This window comes from Calditrichota bacterium (genome assembly GCA_014359355.1).
Classification (GTDB): domain Bacteria; phylum Zhuqueibacterota; class Zhuqueibacteria; order JANLFK01; family Oleimicrobiaceae; genus Oleimicrobium.
This window is the reverse complement of the sequence record JACIZP010000346.1, coordinates 20,306-38,270: the sequence shown is the minus strand read 5'-3', so window position 1 is coordinate 38,270 and position 17,965 is coordinate 20,306. Positions and strand designations below refer to the sequence as shown.

General features: G+C 61.1%; 14 protein-coding genes. 5 read left to right on the top strand and 9 right to left on the bottom strand.

Going from position 1 to position 17,965, the window contains the following annotated elements; translation table 11 throughout:
* Positions 1-1,021 (top strand): NAD(P)/FAD-dependent oxidoreductase (locus H5U38_14735; GenBank protein MBC7188278.1); only part of this gene is annotated, 1,021 nt, incomplete at its 5' end.
* A 111-nt stretch (positions 1,022-1,132) separates the two neighbouring features.
* Here the strand turns inward: H5U38_14735 and H5U38_14730 are convergent.
* From H5U38_14730 to H5U38_14720, 3 genes are all read right to left on the bottom strand, one after another.
* Positions 1,133-2,512, bottom strand: a complete 1,380-nt coding sequence (locus H5U38_14730) for an NADP-dependent malic enzyme (GenBank protein MBC7188277.1) — start codon at positions 2,510-2,512, stop codon at positions 1,133-1,135.
* A gap of 360 nt (positions 2,513-2,872) precedes the next feature.
* Positions 2,873-4,090 (bottom strand): DUF1343 domain-containing protein, encoded by a 1,218-nt coding sequence (locus H5U38_14725; GenBank protein ID MBC7188276.1) that lies wholly within the window; start codon positions 4,088-4,090, stop codon positions 2,873-2,875.
* A 62-nt stretch (positions 4,091-4,152) separates the two neighbouring features.
* Positions 4,153-5,064: a GNAT family N-acetyltransferase gene (locus H5U38_14720; GenBank protein ID MBC7188275.1), complete on the bottom strand. Its 912-nt coding sequence runs from the start codon at positions 5,062-5,064 to the stop codon at positions 4,153-4,155.
* A gap of 213 nt (positions 5,065-5,277) precedes the next feature.
* On the opposite strand from H5U38_14720, the gene efp reads away from it, so the two are divergent.
* The gene (gene efp, locus H5U38_14715; protein MBC7188274.1) at positions 5,278-5,835 is read left to right on the top strand and encodes an elongation factor P; all 558 of its coding nucleotides are present in this window, start codon (positions 5,278-5,280) and stop codon (positions 5,833-5,835) included.
* 34 nt (positions 5,836-5,869) lie between these two features.
* On the opposite strand, the gene H5U38_14710 is transcribed toward efp, so the two are convergent.
* Positions 5,870-7,339, bottom strand: a complete 1,470-nt coding sequence (locus H5U38_14710) for a C69 family dipeptidase (GenBank protein ID MBC7188273.1) — start codon at positions 7,337-7,339, stop codon at positions 5,870-5,872.
* 372 nt (positions 7,340-7,711) lie between these two features.
* Between H5U38_14710 and H5U38_14705 the strand changes: the two genes are divergently transcribed.
* From H5U38_14705 to H5U38_14695, 3 genes are all read left to right on the top strand, one after another.
* The gene (locus H5U38_14705; GenBank protein ID MBC7188272.1) at positions 7,712-8,806 is read left to right on the top strand and encodes a site-2 protease family protein; all 1,095 of its coding nucleotides are present in this window, start codon (positions 7,712-7,714) and stop codon (positions 8,804-8,806) included.
* Positions 8,807-9,251: 445 nt separating this feature from the next.
* The gene (locus H5U38_14700; protein MBC7188271.1) at positions 9,252-10,505 is read left to right on the top strand and encodes a histidinol-phosphate aminotransferase family protein; all 1,254 of its coding nucleotides are present in this window, start codon (positions 9,252-9,254) and stop codon (positions 10,503-10,505) included.
* A gap of 39 nt (positions 10,506-10,544) precedes the next feature.
* Entirely contained in the window at positions 10,545-11,501 is a 957-nt protein-coding gene (locus H5U38_14695; protein MBC7188270.1) for a CDP-alcohol phosphatidyltransferase family protein, read from the top strand.
* Here the strand turns inward: H5U38_14695 and H5U38_14690 are convergent.
* From H5U38_14690 to H5U38_14670, 5 genes are all read right to left on the bottom strand, one after another.
* Positions 11,493-12,527 carry a flippase-like domain-containing protein gene (locus H5U38_14690; protein MBC7188269.1) on the bottom strand — a complete coding sequence of 345 codons (1,035 nt, stop codon included), beginning with the start codon at positions 12,525-12,527 and terminating at the stop codon, positions 11,493-11,495. The two genes, H5U38_14695 and H5U38_14690, sit on opposite strands and share 9 nt — an antisense overlap.
* Positions 12,528-12,530: 3 nt before the next feature.
* The gene (locus tag H5U38_14685; protein ID MBC7188268.1) at positions 12,531-13,271 is read right to left on the bottom strand and encodes a phosphocholine cytidylyltransferase family protein; all 741 of its coding nucleotides are present in this window, start codon (positions 13,269-13,271) and stop codon (positions 12,531-12,533) included.
* A gap of 459 nt (positions 13,272-13,730) precedes the next feature.
* Positions 13,731-14,465: a SagB/ThcOx family dehydrogenase gene (locus tag H5U38_14680; GenBank protein MBC7188267.1), complete on the bottom strand. Its 735-nt coding sequence runs from the start codon at positions 14,463-14,465 to the stop codon at positions 13,731-13,733.
* 83 nt (positions 14,466-14,548) lie between these two features.
* The gene (locus H5U38_14675; GenBank protein ID MBC7188266.1) at positions 14,549-16,588 is read right to left on the bottom strand and encodes a S9 family peptidase; all 2,040 of its coding nucleotides are present in this window, start codon (positions 16,586-16,588) and stop codon (positions 14,549-14,551) included.
* 50 nt (positions 16,589-16,638) lie between these two features.
* Complete coding sequence (locus H5U38_14670; GenBank protein ID MBC7188265.1) at positions 16,639-17,943, bottom strand: aminotransferase class V-fold PLP-dependent enzyme; 1,305 nt, start codon at positions 17,941-17,943, stop codon at positions 16,639-16,641.
* Between the last annotated feature and the right edge of the window lie 22 nt (positions 17,944-17,965).

Genomic DNA, 17,965 nt, shown 5'->3' with positions numbered 1-17,965 from the left:
GCCCACCCTGCTCCGCTGGGGACGCGTCTCGCTGGGTCAACTGGCCGAAAAGGCCCGCAATCCACTCCTGCGCCGCTTGTGGATGCATGCCTTCGTTCCAGAGATGGCGGCGGTGTTCGTCGCCCTGACGGTCGCCTGGATGCACAAAAAGTGCGCCGGCTATCCGCTGGGCGGTTCGCGGCCGCTTGCCGAAAAGGTGGCTGCCAGCTTTCTCGCTGCCGGGGGAACACTCCACTACGGTGCTCGTGTGTGCAAGATACTGACGAGAAACGGCAGGGCTACAGGCGTCGTCCTCGCCGACGGCGAAGAACAGCAGGCGGAAATTGTCATCTCCGCGGCCGATGCCCACATGACCATCTTCGAGCTCCTGGGCGGTGACTTTTTCGACAGCAGAATCACGAAACTCTTTCAGCAGTTCACGCCCTTCCCCTCCTACGTCCTGGTGGCACTGGGCGTTGCTCGCTCTTTTGCCGACATCCCCCACTCAACGCTCCTGCCGTGCCAGCCCCCGCTCCAGCTGGACAGCGGCACGGTGGTGCACGATCTGCCCGTGCGCATTTCCACATTTGACCCCATGCTTGCGCCTCCGGGCAAGACGCTCATCAGCTGCTGGCTGACGACCCGCGATTTCGCCTATTGGCTGAACCTCCGCAAGAGCGACCGGGCCAAGTACAAAGAGGAGAAAGAACGCCTCGCCATGCAGGTGGTAGAAGTCCTTGATGCGCGCTATGGACACGTCAAGGACTGCCTGGAAATGGTTGATGTGGCTGCGCCGGCTACAGTCATCCGCTACACCAACAACTACCAGGGGAGCTTCGAAGGATGGGTGCTGACTCCCCAAGTTCTCACAAGGAGAATTGCCAAGACGCTGCCCGGTCTTGATGGCTTCTACATGGCCGGGCACTGGGTGGAGCCAGGCGGCGGGTTGCCCACGGCGCTGCTCTCGGGAAGGAATGTGGCCCAGCTCATCTGCCACCGTGACGGGCGGCCTTTCTCGCCCGCCACACAGCCCAAGCCGTGAACACGCGCACGACAAACTGCCGAGGAAGAAAAAGCGCCGTACCTCGCACCTTGCCGGTGGAGCGTACGGCGCTCGTTTCTCAGCAGCTCGCGGGTGAACGCAGGCGAAGAGCTATTTCTTGAACTCGATCACCTCGCCGTTGAGAGCAGGGGCCTCGGGTATGAAGCCCTGCTTCATGAGCATCTGCACCTCTTCCCGCGCGCGTCGTATGGTGGTGGCAGCCTTCTCAAAGGCCTGTTCTCTACTCAGCTTGATACGCGCCACCCCTTGCTCGATGGCCTTCTGTCCTACTGCTACCGCCTCGCGGGGGTACACCTCCCACTCATCCATGGTGGGAATGATGTACTCCTCGTGGAGCCCTTTGTCCTCCGCGCACTTGGCCAGCTCGTAGGATGCGGCAATACACATCTCGTCGGTGATGGTGCTGGCGGCAACGTCAAGCGTGCCGCGGAAGATCCCTGGGAAGCCCAAGGAATTGTTGATCTGGTTGGGAAAGTCCGAGCGCCCCGTGGCCACGATGCGCGCACCCGCCTCCTTTGCCTCCCACGGCCAGATCTCGGGGATGGGATTGGCACAGACGAAGACGATGGCGTCGCGGCTCATCTTGGCGATCGACTCTTTCTTGATAACACCCGGACCGGAGCGTGACAGAGCGATGAGCACGTCGGCCCCTTCTATCCCCTCCTCGAAGGGCACGTCCACCCCCTCGGCATTGGTCTGTTCGCACAGGTGCCACTTTTGCGGCTCCTCGCTGATGAACTCGGTCCGGGACTTGTTCAGGGGTCCTTTGCTGTCGTACACGATCATCCGGCCAGGGTTGACGCCCACGTGCATGAGCAGGCGCGCCACCGCCACATTGGATGCGCCGGCGCCGTAGAGCACGATCTTGAGCCGATTGATCTTCTTGCCCACCAGCTTGACCGCATTGATGAAGCCGGCCACGGTAACGGCCGCAGTCCCTTGCTGGTCATCATGCCATACCGGGATGTGGCACTCCTGGCGCAGCCGATCCAGGATGTAGAAACACTTTGGCTTGGCGATGTCCTCGAGATTGATGCCGCCAAAGGTGGGCTGCAAAATCTTCACCGTGCGGATGAACTCCTCGGCATCCTTGGTATCCAGGCACAAGGGGAAGGCATCGACCCCCCCAAGGTACTTGAAAAGGATGGCCTTCCCTTCCATGACCGGCATGCCCGCTTCTGGCCCGATGTCGCCCAGACCAAGTACGCGCGTCCCATCGGTGATGACGGCCACCAGGTTGGCCTTGTTCGTGTATTCGAGAACCTTTTCCGGGTCCGCATGAATGGCCTTGCACGGTTCAGCCACACCGGGCGTGTACCAGATGGCGAAATCATCAAAGCTGCGAATGCAGCACTTGGGGACGATCTCGATCTTGCCCCGGTAGAAGGGGTGGAGTCGCATCGCTTCTTTTGCCGGGCGGTACGCCTTCGCCAACAACTCATCGGTGTTCAGCTTCTTCGCAGTTGCCATCGTTTCTGCCTTTCTGTTGTGACACCTACCAAGCCAAGACCCTCTTGATTGGTCTCGTGGGCCAAATAGAAAGAGCAGGCACGGTCAAGCCTACCGACACCCTCCCCTGGTGATCCGCGCCCATGTGTCTGCACGCGCATAAACCGCGCTTAGCTGCGGCAAGCTCGCCTGCGACCACCCCAGCCCTTGGGGGCATTCGGTTACTGCCTTCCCCTTTCAGGATCCAACTCGTCGCACCTGTGGTGGCCGTGTATTATACCAAAAAAACCTCTGAAAGTCAAGCGGAAAACCGACTTTTTTCAATCGCGCGTTGGCCATCGCGGAGGGCAGGGACGTAGCCAGCGAGTACCCCACGTTTCCCTACGGGTAGAGCAAGTACTTGCGGCGAACTTTCATAAAATCCTGCAGAGCTGGCTGCCATTCGCGCATGATCTCCTGAGCGCCTCGCCCTTCCAAGAGCGCTTTGCGAACCTTGTCCGTGCCCATGGCCCGGTCAAAGCTGTCCGGGCGATAGCGGCCCCGATCGAAGAGGTCGACCTGCGGGTAGAGCTTGCGCAGCGCCGCCAGGATGTGCATTTGCGTCTCCATCGGCCGGAATGCCCGCGGGTCGGTCAGGTGAATCTGCACGCCGTAGAGCTGCTTATCCTTGAACCGGAAATAGTAGGGTCGAAAGTACTGCGGGCGAAAGACCACGCCCGGCAAACGGAGGGCGTTGAGATGGTTCGCCAGGGCCTGGCCATCGGTGAACTCGTCGGCGACGAGCTCAAAGGGCAGCGTGTAGCCCACCCCTTCGCAGATCCCCAACTCCCCAAGGCAGCCAGTGGCTGGGTAGAAAAGGGCAGTCTCTGCGTGTGGGATGTGAGGAGAAGTCGGCACCCAGGGCAGCCCGGTGTCCACAAAGAGCATATCCCGCCGCCAGCCCTCCATGGGCACCACCGTCAGCTCGCAGTTGATGCCAAATTCACGATTGAACAGCATGGCCAGCTCCCCCACTGTCATGCCATAGGTGTACGGGATCGGGTACCGGCCGATGCCAGACTCGAACCCATGCTCCAGAACCGGGCCTTCGACCAATAGTCCACCCACAGGGTTCGGGCGGTCAAGCACCACAAACGGGATTTTTTGGGCGGCAGCCGCCTCCATGCACGACGCCATCGTGTAGATGTACGTGTACGTGCGCGAGCCAATGTCCTGAATGTCATAGACCAATACGTCCACGTCTTTTAGCATCTCGGCAGTGGGCTTGCTGTGGCGGCCGTAGAGACTGTAGACTGGCAACCCAGTGCGCGCGTCGACAAAGTCGCTCACCTGCTCTCCAGCAAACACATCGCCGCGCACACCATGCTCCGGACCAAACAGGGCAACCAACTTGACGCCGGGCAGCTCGTTAAGCACATCGATGGTTGACTTCAGAGTAGAAGTCACCCCCGTGGGATTGGTAATCAGCCCGACGCGCTTGCCACGAAGCAGATCTTGGCGCTTGGCCACCAACACCTCCACACCCGGCTTGACACGAGCCGGGGCAGAGCACACCAGAGAGGTGCCAATCAAGGCCGCTACTGCTGCCAACAGGGACACCCTCCAACCTCTTGTTCCTCTGTGCACGGATAACCTCCTCGTTTGCCTCCGAATGGGGAGAGCTATTTGAGCTCCTTGGCGTACCGCCAGAACACGCGGTACACGTGGGCGTTGCAGTAGTGCATGTAAAACGGGATTGGTCCCACCCAAGGGATGGTGGAAAACTTGTGCCCTTGTTTTTGCATGTCCCGCAGGCACCGCCTGAGCAGAATGCCTCCCACACCTTTGCCACGGAAGACCGCCTTGGTGCCCATGGGACCGAACCACCCTGTGCCGACATTGTTGGCGTCGTAGGCGGAGAAAGCTTCGATGCGGCCGTTGAGAAGCGCTACGTGCAGGCTAATCGGCCGTCGAGAGAGAGTCTTGTGAACCTCGGGCACCCAGGCGGCCCACTCACTGCGCAGCAATTCCTCCACTTGCGGCCAATCTTCTTGTCGCGCCCGCCTGATTTCGATGCCCTGCTTGGCCAGCTCGCGCTCCTCTGCGGCGGTGTCGAAGTTCTGTTTCTGCAGGTCGGCCTTCAGGTGCGAGGTATCACCCACCTTCTTGAAGCCACGACGCTCCAAGAAGCAAATGGCCTCGGTGTAGGCCAGTGGGTCGATGCCCGGCTGCAGATAGTTTACGGGACAGTCCATGACCTGCAGCCTGCTCACTCCGCGGCGCCGCAAGCCTTCCTCCACCGACTGCAGCAATTGTGAGGCAATACCCCGCCGGCGCCATCGCCGGGCAACAGCGAAGAGTTTGATCCAGCCCCTGGCGGTGTCGCCCATGCTCTGCCGCGTCACCCCCATCATGAAGCCCACCATCTGGCCTCCCTCCTCGGCAAGCAGGGCAAGTTCCGGCTCAAAATCGGGATCCTCCAAGACCTTCTCCTGCAAAAGGCTCTTGGTCAGTCGATCCGCGCGCACCGCACGGTTCCAGAATTCGAGAAGGGCCGAAAGGTCCCGCTTCGACAACTGACGAATGGTCAGCATCACTCTTCCTCCACTTCAACGTTCGCAGGCATTGCACTCGGGTATCCGTTGCGAAAGCAACCATGGCCACTTTTGCACCTGGATCGCGCCACACCGCTTTTCCCATAAAGATCGAGCACGAACCTCTTGCCTTTTCCCTCAAGATTGTATACATTTGGCAGGCAAGTGAGTGAGAGAAGCAGTTCACCATCAACCTGGAGGTGCAAAGGGCTTATGTCGTCTATTTCCGATTTCCGTCGCGGCATGGCAATCCGGTTCGCGGGGGACATTTACATCATAACCGAGTACCAGCATGTGACTCCCGGCAACTTGCGCGCCTTTGTGCGCACGCGTCTGAAACATGTCAAGACCGGCAGGGTGATTGAGAACACTTTCCGCTTCACCGACAAGTTAGAGGAAGTGCGGCTCGACCGCAAGGACATGCAGTTTCTCTATCGGGACGGCGACCACCTCGTGTTCATGGACCCGGAGACCTACGACCAGGTCACCATCGACGCCGATTTCTTGGGCGAGCAGCTCGCCTTCTTGAAGGAAGGCAACACGGCGACGATCCTTTACCACGAGAATCAGCCCATCTCTGCCGAGTTGCCCATCACGGTCGACTTGGAGGTGACCCAGGCCGACCCGGTCGCGCGGGGCGACACGGCCGGCAACCTCACGAACACCGTAACACTGGAGACGGGAGCACGCATCCAGGTACCGCCCTTTGTGAAGGCGGGCGACGTCATCCGCATCGACACGCGCACCGGCAAGTACCTGTCGCGGGTGTGAGCAACACTGCTTCCCCGCGCGCTGCCGCAGGACATCACTTCATCTGGTCAAGGAGTTGCCTGGTCAACTTCCAGACTTTCAGCGCCAAAGCCGCGGTAGTGTCGGTGAGCATTTGCTCAGCCTTGGCGGGCGACTCCTTGTAGACCGCCAGACAATTGGCCTCAAAGGTTTGCTGCACCCGGAAGATGTCCTTCTCCACCGGGTCCCAGACCTGGCGGGCCTGCCGCAGTCGCGCAGCAAAGTTGATGTCCACCTTGTCGGCCAGCGTCGAGAGGGCGACAAACGCGTTGTTTTCTGGCGTCAGCCCCTGCCAGCGCGGCTTGGCAGAATGGTCACGGAGCGCGGTCGCATAGTCGTCTACTGCGTAGCCTGCGGGGATGCTCTGCACGCCTGCATACCACGGCACGAATGCCTGCACATCCGGGCGGCGAGGTGCAAGGTAGAGCACTGCCCCCAGCGGGATGGGCAGCCAGGAGCGCAACTGCGCCACAAAGCCAAACTGCGTGGACGGTGCACAGATGGTGTGGTCGCCCAGCCGATGCGGGCTGCCTTTCTTGTAACGCTCACTCTTGTCCAGCTCGGTGCCCTCGAAGTGGTCGCGTAGGACAAGCATCAGGTCCTGGACGGTGACCTTCTTCTTCGGTCGACAGGCGAAAGGAAACTGCGCATCAAGCGAATAGGCACGGTCGGCCAGCAGATTCACGCCTCGCCACATGCGGTGGACATTACTGGGGTGCTGGAGCTGGCTCGGCTTCGAGTAGGCTTTAGCAAAATGGAAGGCGCCGTCGCGCTCCGGCTGGTACCAGCCGCGCTCGCGCGCGTAATCGATGAGGTCGGGGCAACCAAGGAAGTTGAGGGTGTCGGCAAGGTCCACCTGGCCGATGGTGTAGTAGTTGGGAATGACGGCCACCATGTCGTCGGGCACCCGCTGCGCAACCCAATGCTTGCCGCGCACCACGGCCAGCAGCCACCCCTCCTGAGAGTCGGCGATGACATAGGTGCGGCCGCTGGAGGCATAGCCGAATTGCTCTACCAGCGCCCCTGCCAGCTTGACGCCCTCCCTTGCGGTGCGCGCCCGTTGTGCCACCACGTGGCGCAGCCAGTACCCGATGCCGCCGCCCAGCAACTCGCCCTGTTCTTCGCGCGAAAGACAGGCGTCAGAGGCCACCACCACACCCCACTCGTTCAGGAAGCAGTCGGCAAAGTCCATCCCGCGCATCTCGAGCCAAAGGTAGCTCCACGTCTGCGGAACCTGCGGGAGCTCTGCGCCAGGGGAAAGGATCACCGTTTCTTCGGAGGCATGCTGCAGGCGAGGAACCCTGTAAATGTTCACCAGCTGACGGCCACCATCGTCTTCGTTGTGGGCCACCAACACAGAGCCGTCAGCAGAGGCGTGCTTGCCGACGACAATGGAAAAGCAACTGTGCTCGGCGTCCGTCTGGGCGAGCACAAGGGCCGCCCAAAGGAATCCGAGGGCAAAGACAATCAAGGGACGTGGCTTCATGCCAGACCTCCGTCAGACGTACACCTCTGGCTGGTTTGCAGCGAACCGAACTGCGGGTTCTATGTCAGCCGGCCAGGAGCCTTTGCCGCGCAGGTTTGCGCAGGCAGTGCGCGGCTTTTCGCCACTTTGACTGATGACGAAAACTGTTCCCCCGCAGACGTACATGCGCCGGCACGCTCTCGTCACAGACGCAAAGGGTTCACGTCGCATTGGTGGGCTCCCCCGAGCTCGTGGGCCGACCTCGTGCCTCAAATATATGAAGATTGCGCTCAAAATCAAGGGAAAAGCACCGGCAGCGCAAAGAATGAGGCAGAGAAACCGAACGCACGCGGTTTCATCTAATACCTTGGATTTGACAAGGAGGTGACGACAATGAAATGGTCGCTGAACATCGGCTCTTTTCGTGGCATTCCGGTCCGCATCCACGCCACGTTTCTCCTCATCTTGGCGTGGGTGGCATTCAGCTACTTGCGCCAGGGTCACAGTCTGAGCGTCGCAGCTGCAGGCGTCGGGTTTGTGTTAGCGATCTTCCTCTGCGTCGTGCTGCACGAGTTCGGGCACGCCTTGGTGGCAAGGAGGTATGGCATCCGCACGCGCGACATCACCCTGCTGCCGATTGGGGGCGTGGCACGCATCGAGCGCATGCCCGATGACCCCCGGCAGGAGCTGTGGCTGGCCGCGGCCGGCCCGTCGGTGAATATAGCAATCGCCGCCGTGCTGTTCCTCATTCTGAACGCCACCACTGCGTTGGTCCCCATGAGCAAGCTGACGGTGACCACCGGTCCCTTTGTGCAACGGCTGCTGGTGATCAACCTCTTCCTGGCTGGTTTCAATCTGTTGCCCGCCTTCCCCATGGACGGAGGGCGGGTGGTGCGCGCGCTCTTAGCCATGCGCATGGACTATGCGCGCGCCACCCATGTGGCCGCCACCTTAGGTCAGGGGATGGCGCTGCTGTTCGGCTTCTTGGGGTTCTTCTTCAACCCGTTTCTGATTTTCATTGCCTTGTTCGTCTGGATAGGCGCGGCTCAGGAGTCCAGCGTCGCCACTCTGCGCACGCTGTTCAACGATGTGCCCGTGAGCAGCGCCATGCTCACCGACTTCCGCACCCTGCATCCGGACGACACCCTGCAACGCGCCGTGGACCTGATTCTGGCAGGTTACCAGCAGGACTTTCCTGTGGTGGTTGACGGCTCGGTGGTGGGGATCCTCTCGCGCAGCGACCTGATGAGCGCCCTTGCCGAGCACGGACAAGACTATCCGGTGGCGCAAGCAATGAGCAAGGAATTCCAGGTGGTCGAGACCTCGGACATGCTGCAGAACGCCATGGCCGCCCTGCAAGGGTGCAAGTGCCGCATCATGCCTGTGCTCAAAGCCGGTACGTTGCGTGGGCTGCTAACACCGGAGAACATCGCCGAGTTCATGATGATCCATTCGGCTCTGGAAAAATCGGTGGGCCGCGCGCGCTAAGAAAGCTACGTGAGCTCGGCCCGGCTTCCCTGCGCCGGGCCGTCTTCGTTTTGAGCCTTTTGCTGAGAGCTGAGGCTTGAGCCGAGCGACAAAGGGCCAACGGGCGGGACTGCTTCGGCGAACAAGAGGTGCACCTTGTTGCAGGGAGACTCGAGGAGCTTCGGACACCTTTCGTGCGCCGCGCTTATCCTTGCGGAGCTGCGCGGGCCACCTTCTCCCAGTGGCCTGAGCAGCTGCGGGATTGCAGGGGGCAATGGCTGGCCCGTTATGAAATGCTGAGAAGGGGTCGGCGACACCGATGCGAAGGTGTCTACCATGGTGCCTCGCGGGAATATTTTCCTTGACAATTTCGTAACATAGATGTAAATTTGCCGGCGTTTTCGGGCAGTTGCAGGAGTGCAGTCAATGCGGAGCCTAAGGACGAACATCGCACAGGGAGAGCATCGTGGGCAAGAAGCGTGAGTCGGCGCAGCGCCGAGAGATCCTGCTTGACAAGAACGAGAACAAATACGGCCCTTCACCCAAGTGCATGAAGGTGCTGCGCAGCATGCACAAGAGCTGCCTTTCGGACTATACCAGAGACGACAACCGAGGTTTGCGGCACCTGCTGGCGGAGCGATTCGGTGTGGCAGTCGACCAGGTGCTGCTGGGCTACGGCGCAGAGGACATCTTGAAGCAAATCTTCGAGTTGGCGCTTGCCCCTGGCCAGGCTGTGCTCCTCCCCAGCCACGGCTGGTACTACTACGACCAGCTTTGCGAGGCCCGGAAGTTGGACAAGCACACCTACCTCATGTACCGACACGGGCGGCAATTCCTCTACGATTATGAGTCGCTCCTGCAGCAGTTCGTGACGCTGCGCCCCCGTCTGACCGTGGTCTGTTCGCCCAACAACCCGACCGGATCAACCTTCGACTCTGGCCACTTCGAGTCCCTGCTGCTGAGTTCTCACCCTGACCAGGTCCTGCTCTACGATCAGGCCTACGCAGGTTTTGCCTCTGGCGAGCAGCCGCCCGTGAGCAGGTGGCTGCAGAACTACGGCAACCTGATAGTCCTTGGCACGTTTTCCAAGTACTATGCGCTGGCCGGCGCGCGCATCGGCTTTGCCCTGGTCAGCAAAGGGCTTCCCGAGAAGTTGGGCCTCACCGAGCGCTTGCTGGGCTTCAGCCAGGTGCTGGAGCAGTTGGCCATCGCCGCCCTCGAGTCGGACAAGTACTACCGCTCAGTGGCCAAGAAGACCCGTCGCGACCGCGCGAAATTGATCGAGAAGATCAACTCGCTCCCTGGATTTGTGGCCTTTGATTCGGAAGCAAACTTTTTCCTCGCTGAGTACCCGCCTCATGCCAAAGAGCTGCTTGCCGAGGAGCTGGCAAAGAGGCACCTGAAGATCAAGTTCATCACCGATGAGCCTGCGTTTCGCAACATGGTGCGCATTTCGCTTGGCAAAGAGGAGCACACGGCTCTCCTAATGGGCGCCCTGGACGCAGTGGCCAGGCGGATGACTTTGCGCCGCCACGTGCTGCGCACCGTTAACGCCTTGATGCTGCGCCGGGCGGTCCTTGCAGTCAGCAAAGCACCGCGTGTGCCCGTTTCGCTGCTGAGCCGTTATGTGGTTCGTGGGGCGCCCATCGCCCTGGTAAGTGCTGCGGTGCGCAAAGTCCTCGGCCAGGACCGCACCCAAGGGCAAAGGCTTCCGTCTTAGAAGTTTCATCATCCGCAGGAGGTGGGCCGAGCAACTACGATGAGGATCCGTGAGCTTCTTTTCCGCTCCCTCAAACCAGTGGAGACCGAGGAGCCGCTTGACCTGTTCGTGAACCGCCCGCTGGCCTTCGTACTTGCGCTCCTTCTGCGCCCTCTCCCGATTACCCCCAACATGGTGACGCTGGTGGCGATGCTCGCGGGTGTGGCCTCCGGCTACCAGTTTGCCCAAGGGACGCGCAGCAGCGCCCTCTTGGGCACGCTCTTCCTGATGATTGCCAACGTGCTGGATTGCACCGACGGGCAGTTGGCGCGTCTGCGCGGCACGAGTTCCCGGCTGGGGAAGACCTTGGATGGGCTGGCGGATATGGTCGTCTATGTGGCAATCTTTGCCGGTGTAGCAACTGTGATGGCGAGACAATCCGGCGCTGCTACCTGGTGGTGGACGTACGCTGCTCTGGCCGGACTGAGTGTGATAGTCCACATCACGTTTTTTGACTATTTCAAGAACGAGCTCATCTTCTACGCCATTCCGTCCTACCACGAGAAGCTTGAGCCAATAGCCAAGTTACGCGCCCAGCGGGATGGGTTAGGCCATAGCTGTATGGCGAGAATCCACCGGGTTCTCCTCACCCTCTATATCGGCTTCTACCAGTTCGAGCGCGCGCTCACCAATCTGGCGCAGCCGAAGGGCTACGGTGGCTATCTGGAATGGTATCAGGCAGAAAGCGGCGTGACGAGTGCGGTCAAGGAGCGATTCCGCGCTGACTACCGCCGGCACAACCGACTGCTGGTGCGCTGTTGGACGCTCATCGGCTCCACGGGCCACCTCACGGTGTTCCTGCTGGCCGGTCTGTTCAATCGCCTGGACCTCGTTTTCTGGGTAATCTGCGTGCCGTTCAATCTCTGGACGGTGCTGCTCGCCCTCCTGCAACGCCTCACTTTGGCGCGTCAGCTCCGCCTGGCGATGGAGCTGGATGAGACACACCCCTCAGCCTGATCGAGCATTTCCTTCTTGTGAAAACAGTGCGCCTGAATGAGAAGCCGCCACTACCGCTCCCATGGCGGCAGGCAGGTATTGGTAAAAGACGCGCCAGAGCACGACTGCCACACCCAGCAGATGAGTGGGGACTGCCGCCGAGTAGACGAGCACGAACAGGGCCTCGCCGAGTCCGGAACCACCTGGCGTAGGCAGGAACGAGAGCAGGAAGATGAGGAGAGCGCTGAGCGCCAAGCCTTGCAAAAGGCTCGTCGGCAGGGAGAGCGCACGCAGCACGGCCCAAAGGAGGAGCACTTGTGTGACGTAGAAGGAAGCACTGCAAAGAAGGGCCCAGCCCAAAAGTGCGGCGTGCGCACTGAAGAAGCGCCGAAAACTGTTGCGGGCATGAAGCACATGCCGGTTGACCCGCTGCTGGAAACGCCTCCTTCGCCGCAGCATGCCAATCCTGCTCAACACCCTCCCTGAGACCGCGCCAAGACCCGCCAAGACGCGCGGATTGAGAAGCGCGGCGACCGCCAGTGCGCACAGCGCCAAGAAGACTATGCCTGTCGCCAGCATAACGCGACGGATGGCCGGCTCTTGGGTGACGAGGTGTCCAAACGACAGTAGCGAGAGAATCGCTCCTGAGAGTACGAAGACGCCGCTTGCAAGCAACCGGGTGAGCACCACGGATGCTCCCCTACCTGAAGGAAGTCGCTGCTGGCGGAGAATGTAGACGATGGCTACATGGCCGCCGGTGCTGAACGGTGTCACCAGGTTCCCAAAGACGCCAAGCACTCCCAATTTGCACCCCTGCCAAAAGCTAATCGCTCCGTCTGCCGCCCGCACCAGGAAGAGGATCCTGGCGCCATCCAAGGCGATGCCGGCCAGGCTGAGCAGGAGCAACAAGCCGATGTACGACGGCTTAAGCTCCGCCAGGGCTGCAATAGTTCTGTGGCTACCGGTGAAGACGAAGATGAGGACAACCGCGGCCAGGCTCAGTGTGAGGGAAAGGAGCAATCGGCGCAGGTACCGGGGGAAACCCATGCCTCACCCCACGATGCACAGGCGCGTGGCGACCTCCCGAGCTTGGCGATAGTCTTCGAGCGTGTCGATCTCCACGCACTGCAGTGGCGAGATATCCAGCCCATAGAGGCGCAGGCCCGCATCGATGACTGCCTGGAAGGAGGCCTCATAGAACTCCTGCGCGCCTGGTCCGCCATCCATCCGCCGTCCAAGTTCAGCAAAAAGGGCACTGGCAAACTGCGCACTAAACTTCTCGATGCCAATGGACTCTCCGGCCGCACTCTCCACCCTCACCCCTTTGCTGATGGTCTGGACGAACCCCTGGGAATCGAGAACCACCTTCATATCCTCTTCCGACCAGTGGCCGGCCGTGCGAACAGCCAGGGCGTCCTGGTGTTTGACGCCCAGCAGCATGGCGAGGATGCGTCGGTCAAAGAGAATGTCTGCGTCCAAGAGGAGAAAGGGCCCGCGCACGGCCTCACGGGTAAGCCACAGCGAGAAGGCGTTGTTGGTAGTAGCAAATCTTTCATTGTGTACCCACTGCACCCGGAGGCGCGGGTAGCGCGCTGCCACGTGGGCGCGGATGCGCTCGGCACAAAAGCCCGTGACCAAGACCAACTCGTCCACCCCTGCCCAGAGGAGGTTCTCGACCGTGGCGTCGAGGACGGTGGTCCCGTCGGTCACCTCAAGAAGGCACTTAGGTTGCGTCACGGTTAACGGCCTAAGGCGTCGTGCCTCGCCCGCGGCCAGAATCACTGCCTGCATGCACTCCACTCCGTTACTGAAGACCGTCAGACCCCGCGACGATCCATTCAACTCCACGTGCAGGTGACCACACCACCACGCACCTCCGCTCCGCCTGAGATGGTAGTCGGCCGGCTCCAAGCACAACACGGACACGCAAAGCCGCTGCTCTTTCTACCACCGAACGACTCCTTTGTTCCTGCGACGCAAAGGCTCGAACTGCACCCATGCCGGGCTACCTCAACGTCCCGCTGGGGAGACTTCTGATCAATCGGGCCTGCGCCGTGCCCACCACGATCAGCCGAACGATGCAGCGAGAACCTTCTCACCGACACGCCAGAGACGGTCGGGCGTCGCGCGCCATCCCCGCGCGTGGCCGCCCTCGGACTTCGGGCGCGGGGCCTCTCTTGGCGAGTCACCGCCTGCAACGGTTGGCGCAAAACTCTCACGCACGCCAGTAGAGGAGGTGCGGTGGAACGCCTATTTCTTTCCCACCGGCATGATGTACAGCGGCTCCTCCTCCGATTTCAGGCCCATAACTTTTCTCACCGCCTCGTCGTCGAATGCGCCCACCGCACAGGTGCCAAGGCCCAGTGCCTCCGCCTGCAGATAGACGTTTTGCGCCGAGTGACCAAGGTCCATGCACACATAGCGAGCTCGGCCACGCTCGCCGTACTTGCCGGTGGTGCGCGCAAACACCCCCGAGTAGACCAGCACCACTGGGGCTTTGGCGATGAAGGATTGCTCCCAGGCGGCGTGAGCCAGTTCCTTGCGGGAGTCGCCAGAGGCGATCTTTCTCAAGGCATGGCCCTCGGACTCGTACCGGTAGATGCCAGGGGCCAGACCGGTCACCTCTCCCACGACGGCATAAATCTCCAGCGGATACAAGGCACCAGCCGAGGGAGCGGTGCGCAGCCCCCCGCGCAGGAATGCCGGCAGCGGCATCTCCTTGGTAATGCCGTATGCGGCCCAGAGCAGCTGACCGAGCTCATTGATGGTGAGCGGCTCCGCCCGGTAGCTCCGCACGGAGCGCCGCTTGCTGAGCGCCTTTTCCACAGAACAATCACCGTCAAGGCGCGGCGCCGGCAGCGAAATGACAGCTTGCCCTCCACCCATGCGACCTGCCTCCTGCTTTGCCGTCTTTCCGAAACTCACCAGGGCTAAAGGGACAGTGAAAAACATCCCAACCAGCAGGACAATTGCCCAGAGTCTCATGTGCCACCTCCTTCCGGAGACCGTGGGCAGCCACGCCGCCTGGCCCCCTGAGGATTTGCTTCATAGGGCCCGGAGAGGCCACCTCATTTCTTGCACCACTGGTCCAACCAGCCCAGCACCGTTTCATGCCAAAGGATGGAGTTGTGGGGCTTCAGCACCCAGTGGTTTTCATCGGGAAAGTAGAGCAGCTTGCTGGGGATGCCCCGGCGTTGCAGGGCATTGAACGTCCCCAGCCCTTGTGTCTCCGTCACCCGAAAGTCCAGGGCCCCGTGGATGACCAACATCGGCGTCTTCCAATTCTTGACAAAGTTCACCGGGTTGTGCAGCTCATAGCCCTTCGGGTTATCCCAGGGTGTGCCAACATGGTCCCACTCCGGGAACCAGAGCTCTTCGGTATCAAAGTAGGCCATGCGCTCATCCAAGTTGCCGTCATGGCAGACCAGACAGCGGAAGCGGTCCGGCCAGTTGCCGGCAATCCAATTGATCATGTAGCCCCCGAAGGAGGCGCCCAGGGCGGCCACGCGGTCGCCATCCATCCAGGGGTAGCGTTTGAGGGCTGCGGCAAGCCCCTTCTGCAGGTCGACTAACGGCTTGCCACCCCAGTCGCCGCGGATAGCGTCGCAAAACACCTGCCCGTAGCCGGTGGAGCCGTGGAAATCGACCATCACTGCTGCATAGCCTGCGCCGGCGTAGGCCTGTGGGTTCCAGCGGTAGTGGAAGTGGTTACCGAAAGAACCTTGCGGCCCCCCGTGAATGAGGAAGGCCACCGGGTAGCGCTTGTTGGGGTCAAAGTCCACCGGCTTGACGACGTAGCAATAAACCTTCTCGTCGTTCCAGCCCTTGAAGGTAAACTGCTCAAAATCGCCCATGCGTGCCGCTGCCACCTTTTTCGCATTGAGCGCTGTGATGGGCCGCGGATTGCTGCCGTCAGCATTGACGACGTACAGTTCCACGGGTGACTGCAAATGGTCCAGCCCGTAGACGATCTGCTCATCTGCCGTGCACGGCGAGCTGACGGTTCCCTGTTCGACAAGCGTGCGCACTTTGCCTGAGGAGACGTCGACGGCAAAGAGGGACGTCTGGCCCAGATTGGCGGCAGTGACATAGAGGTACTTGCCATCCTTCGACCAGCAGAGCGAGTTCGGCGAGCGGTCCCAGCTCTCGGTCAACGTCTTAGCACGCCCCTCGGGCCAAGGGCGGAGCATGATGCGAAACCGATCGGCCTCGTAGCCCGGCCGCGACATAGCCAGGTAGGCGAGCGTCTTGCCATCCGGCGAAAAAACCGGCATGGTATCCGTGGCACGATTGTCTGCGGTGAGGTTGCGCGGGGGCTCGGAGCCGTCGATCGGCACGTAGAACAGATCAAAATTGGTCGACCATGCCTCTTCGCGCCCCACGTTCTTGGCGGAGAAGACCAGTCCGGCATTGTCCGGCGCGAAGGCGATCTCCTCCGGCCCGCCAAAGGGACGTGACGGCGTATCCGCATCCATGCCAGGCATCAAGTCGCGCACCTCGCCATCCTTGATGGACATGACGAACAGGTGGGAACGACGCCCGTCCTTCCAAGTATCCCAGTGGCGAACGAACAGGCGTTCATAGATGCGGCCAGTGGCCTTGCGCGCTGCGATGGAGTCGAGCCTGCTCTTGGTGCACTCCACGCTCTGGCAGTCGGGAAAGACCTCCATGGTGAACGCCAAATACTTGCCATAGGGCGACACCACCAAGTTGGCGACGTCCAAGGGGAGGTACGTCTTCTGCGTCGCCTCTCCACCGGAGACAGGGATTACCCAGACCTGCGCTGAGCCGGAACGCGTGGAGATGAACCAGATGTACTTGCCACAGGAGGACCATCGCGGGTTGTAGTCTGAGGCCGGGTGGGTGGTAAGGCGGCGCAGCCCGCTGCCGTCGGTGCCCACCATCCAAATGTCGGTGCGGCCGCGGTTGGCCTCCAAGTCGGTGGTGCGCACCGTAAAGGCCACCCACTTGCCGTCGGGCGACACCTGGGGATCGGAAATGCGGTCCATAGCCAGCATGTCGTGGACGGAAAAGGGGTGGGTTTCCTCCTGAGCCACCCCAGAAATGCACAGCATCCCCACCAAAGCTGCCGCCAACACAAGACACATGTGCCTTTGCATGAGGAACCCTCCTTGAGTTGCGTTTGACCTGGTCTGCCTCACGATTTAGGCAGCCCGTGCTTGATCACTCGTTCCACGGCCTCGCAGAAACGGTCGATTTCCTCCACAGTCGTGTAGATGCTCGGGCTCACCCGGATCCCTTCGAACTCTGGATGTTTGATGCCCGCCACGAGGATGCGGTGCCTGTCCCACAGGTACTGCGCCAGTTGCCCAGAATCGATCCCTTCCACCTGGAACGTACCGAGCCCACTGGCGACGCCGGGTTTGAGGCTCGTGTGCAGCCGCACGCGCTCGTGTTGAGCAAGCCGCCTCGCCCAGCGGTCGCGCAAATAAATGAGCCGCGCCTCCTTTCGCTTCGGGCCGATGCCCTGGTGCAGAGTCAGTGCTTCCGCAATTGCCAGGTAGGGCGCTGCAGGGTGCGTGCCGATCTCTTCGAACTTGCGGATGTTGTCGTCCATGTCTGCAGGTGCGGCCATCAGCGGCCACAGGCTGCGGATCTTGTCGCGGCGCACGTACAGGAAGCCGGTTCCATGGGGCGCACAGAGCCACTTGTGCAGACTGGTCGCGTAGTAGTCGCAATCCAGATCGGCGTGCGTAAAGTCGAGGTGCGCAAAGGCGTGTGCGCCATCGACAATTACCGGCACCCCTTTGGCCCGTGCCAAGTGCACGATCTTCTTGACGGGCAGAATCTGACCGGTGAGGTTGATGACGTGGCAAATGAGGACTGCCTTCACCCGAGGGGTAAGGTGCTCCGCGAACAAGGAGACGACTTCGTCTGGATCTTCTGCCGGCACGGGGAGGGAAATCTGCCGCAGCACGATCCCTTCGCGTCGCTCGCGCTGCCTCCACGTCGTGAGCATGCGCGGATAGTCCTGCGTGGTGGTCAGCACTTCGTCTCCCCGTTTCAGGTCCAGCCCGAACTGACAGATCTGCAACCCTTCCGAGGCGTTGCGTGTGAGAGCCATCTCCTCCGGATCGCAGCCAAAAGCGGCAGCAAGCTGCCGTCGCACAGGTTCACGCTGTGGCTCCAAGACCTGCCACATCGTGTAGCAGGGGGCCTTGTTCCCAAACTCCCAGTGCCGCTTCAGCGCCTCCATCACCGTGGTTGGAGAGGGCGAGACCGCCCCATTGTTGAGGTTGATCAATGTGCGGTCCACCGCGAAGGCTTGCTGCACCTCGAACCAGAGGAGTTCGTCTGCCGCCGCCTGTTGCGGGGAGCCGGAGTATCCAGCTAAGGCGGCCAACGCCCGTCGCACCCCGAGGGGGTCGAGGGCAACTACGGCCGCAGCAGCCGCAGGAACCGCCATTATGCCGAAGAACTCGCGGCGAGAGTACATGTGCATTCCCTCCAGATGAGACAAGATC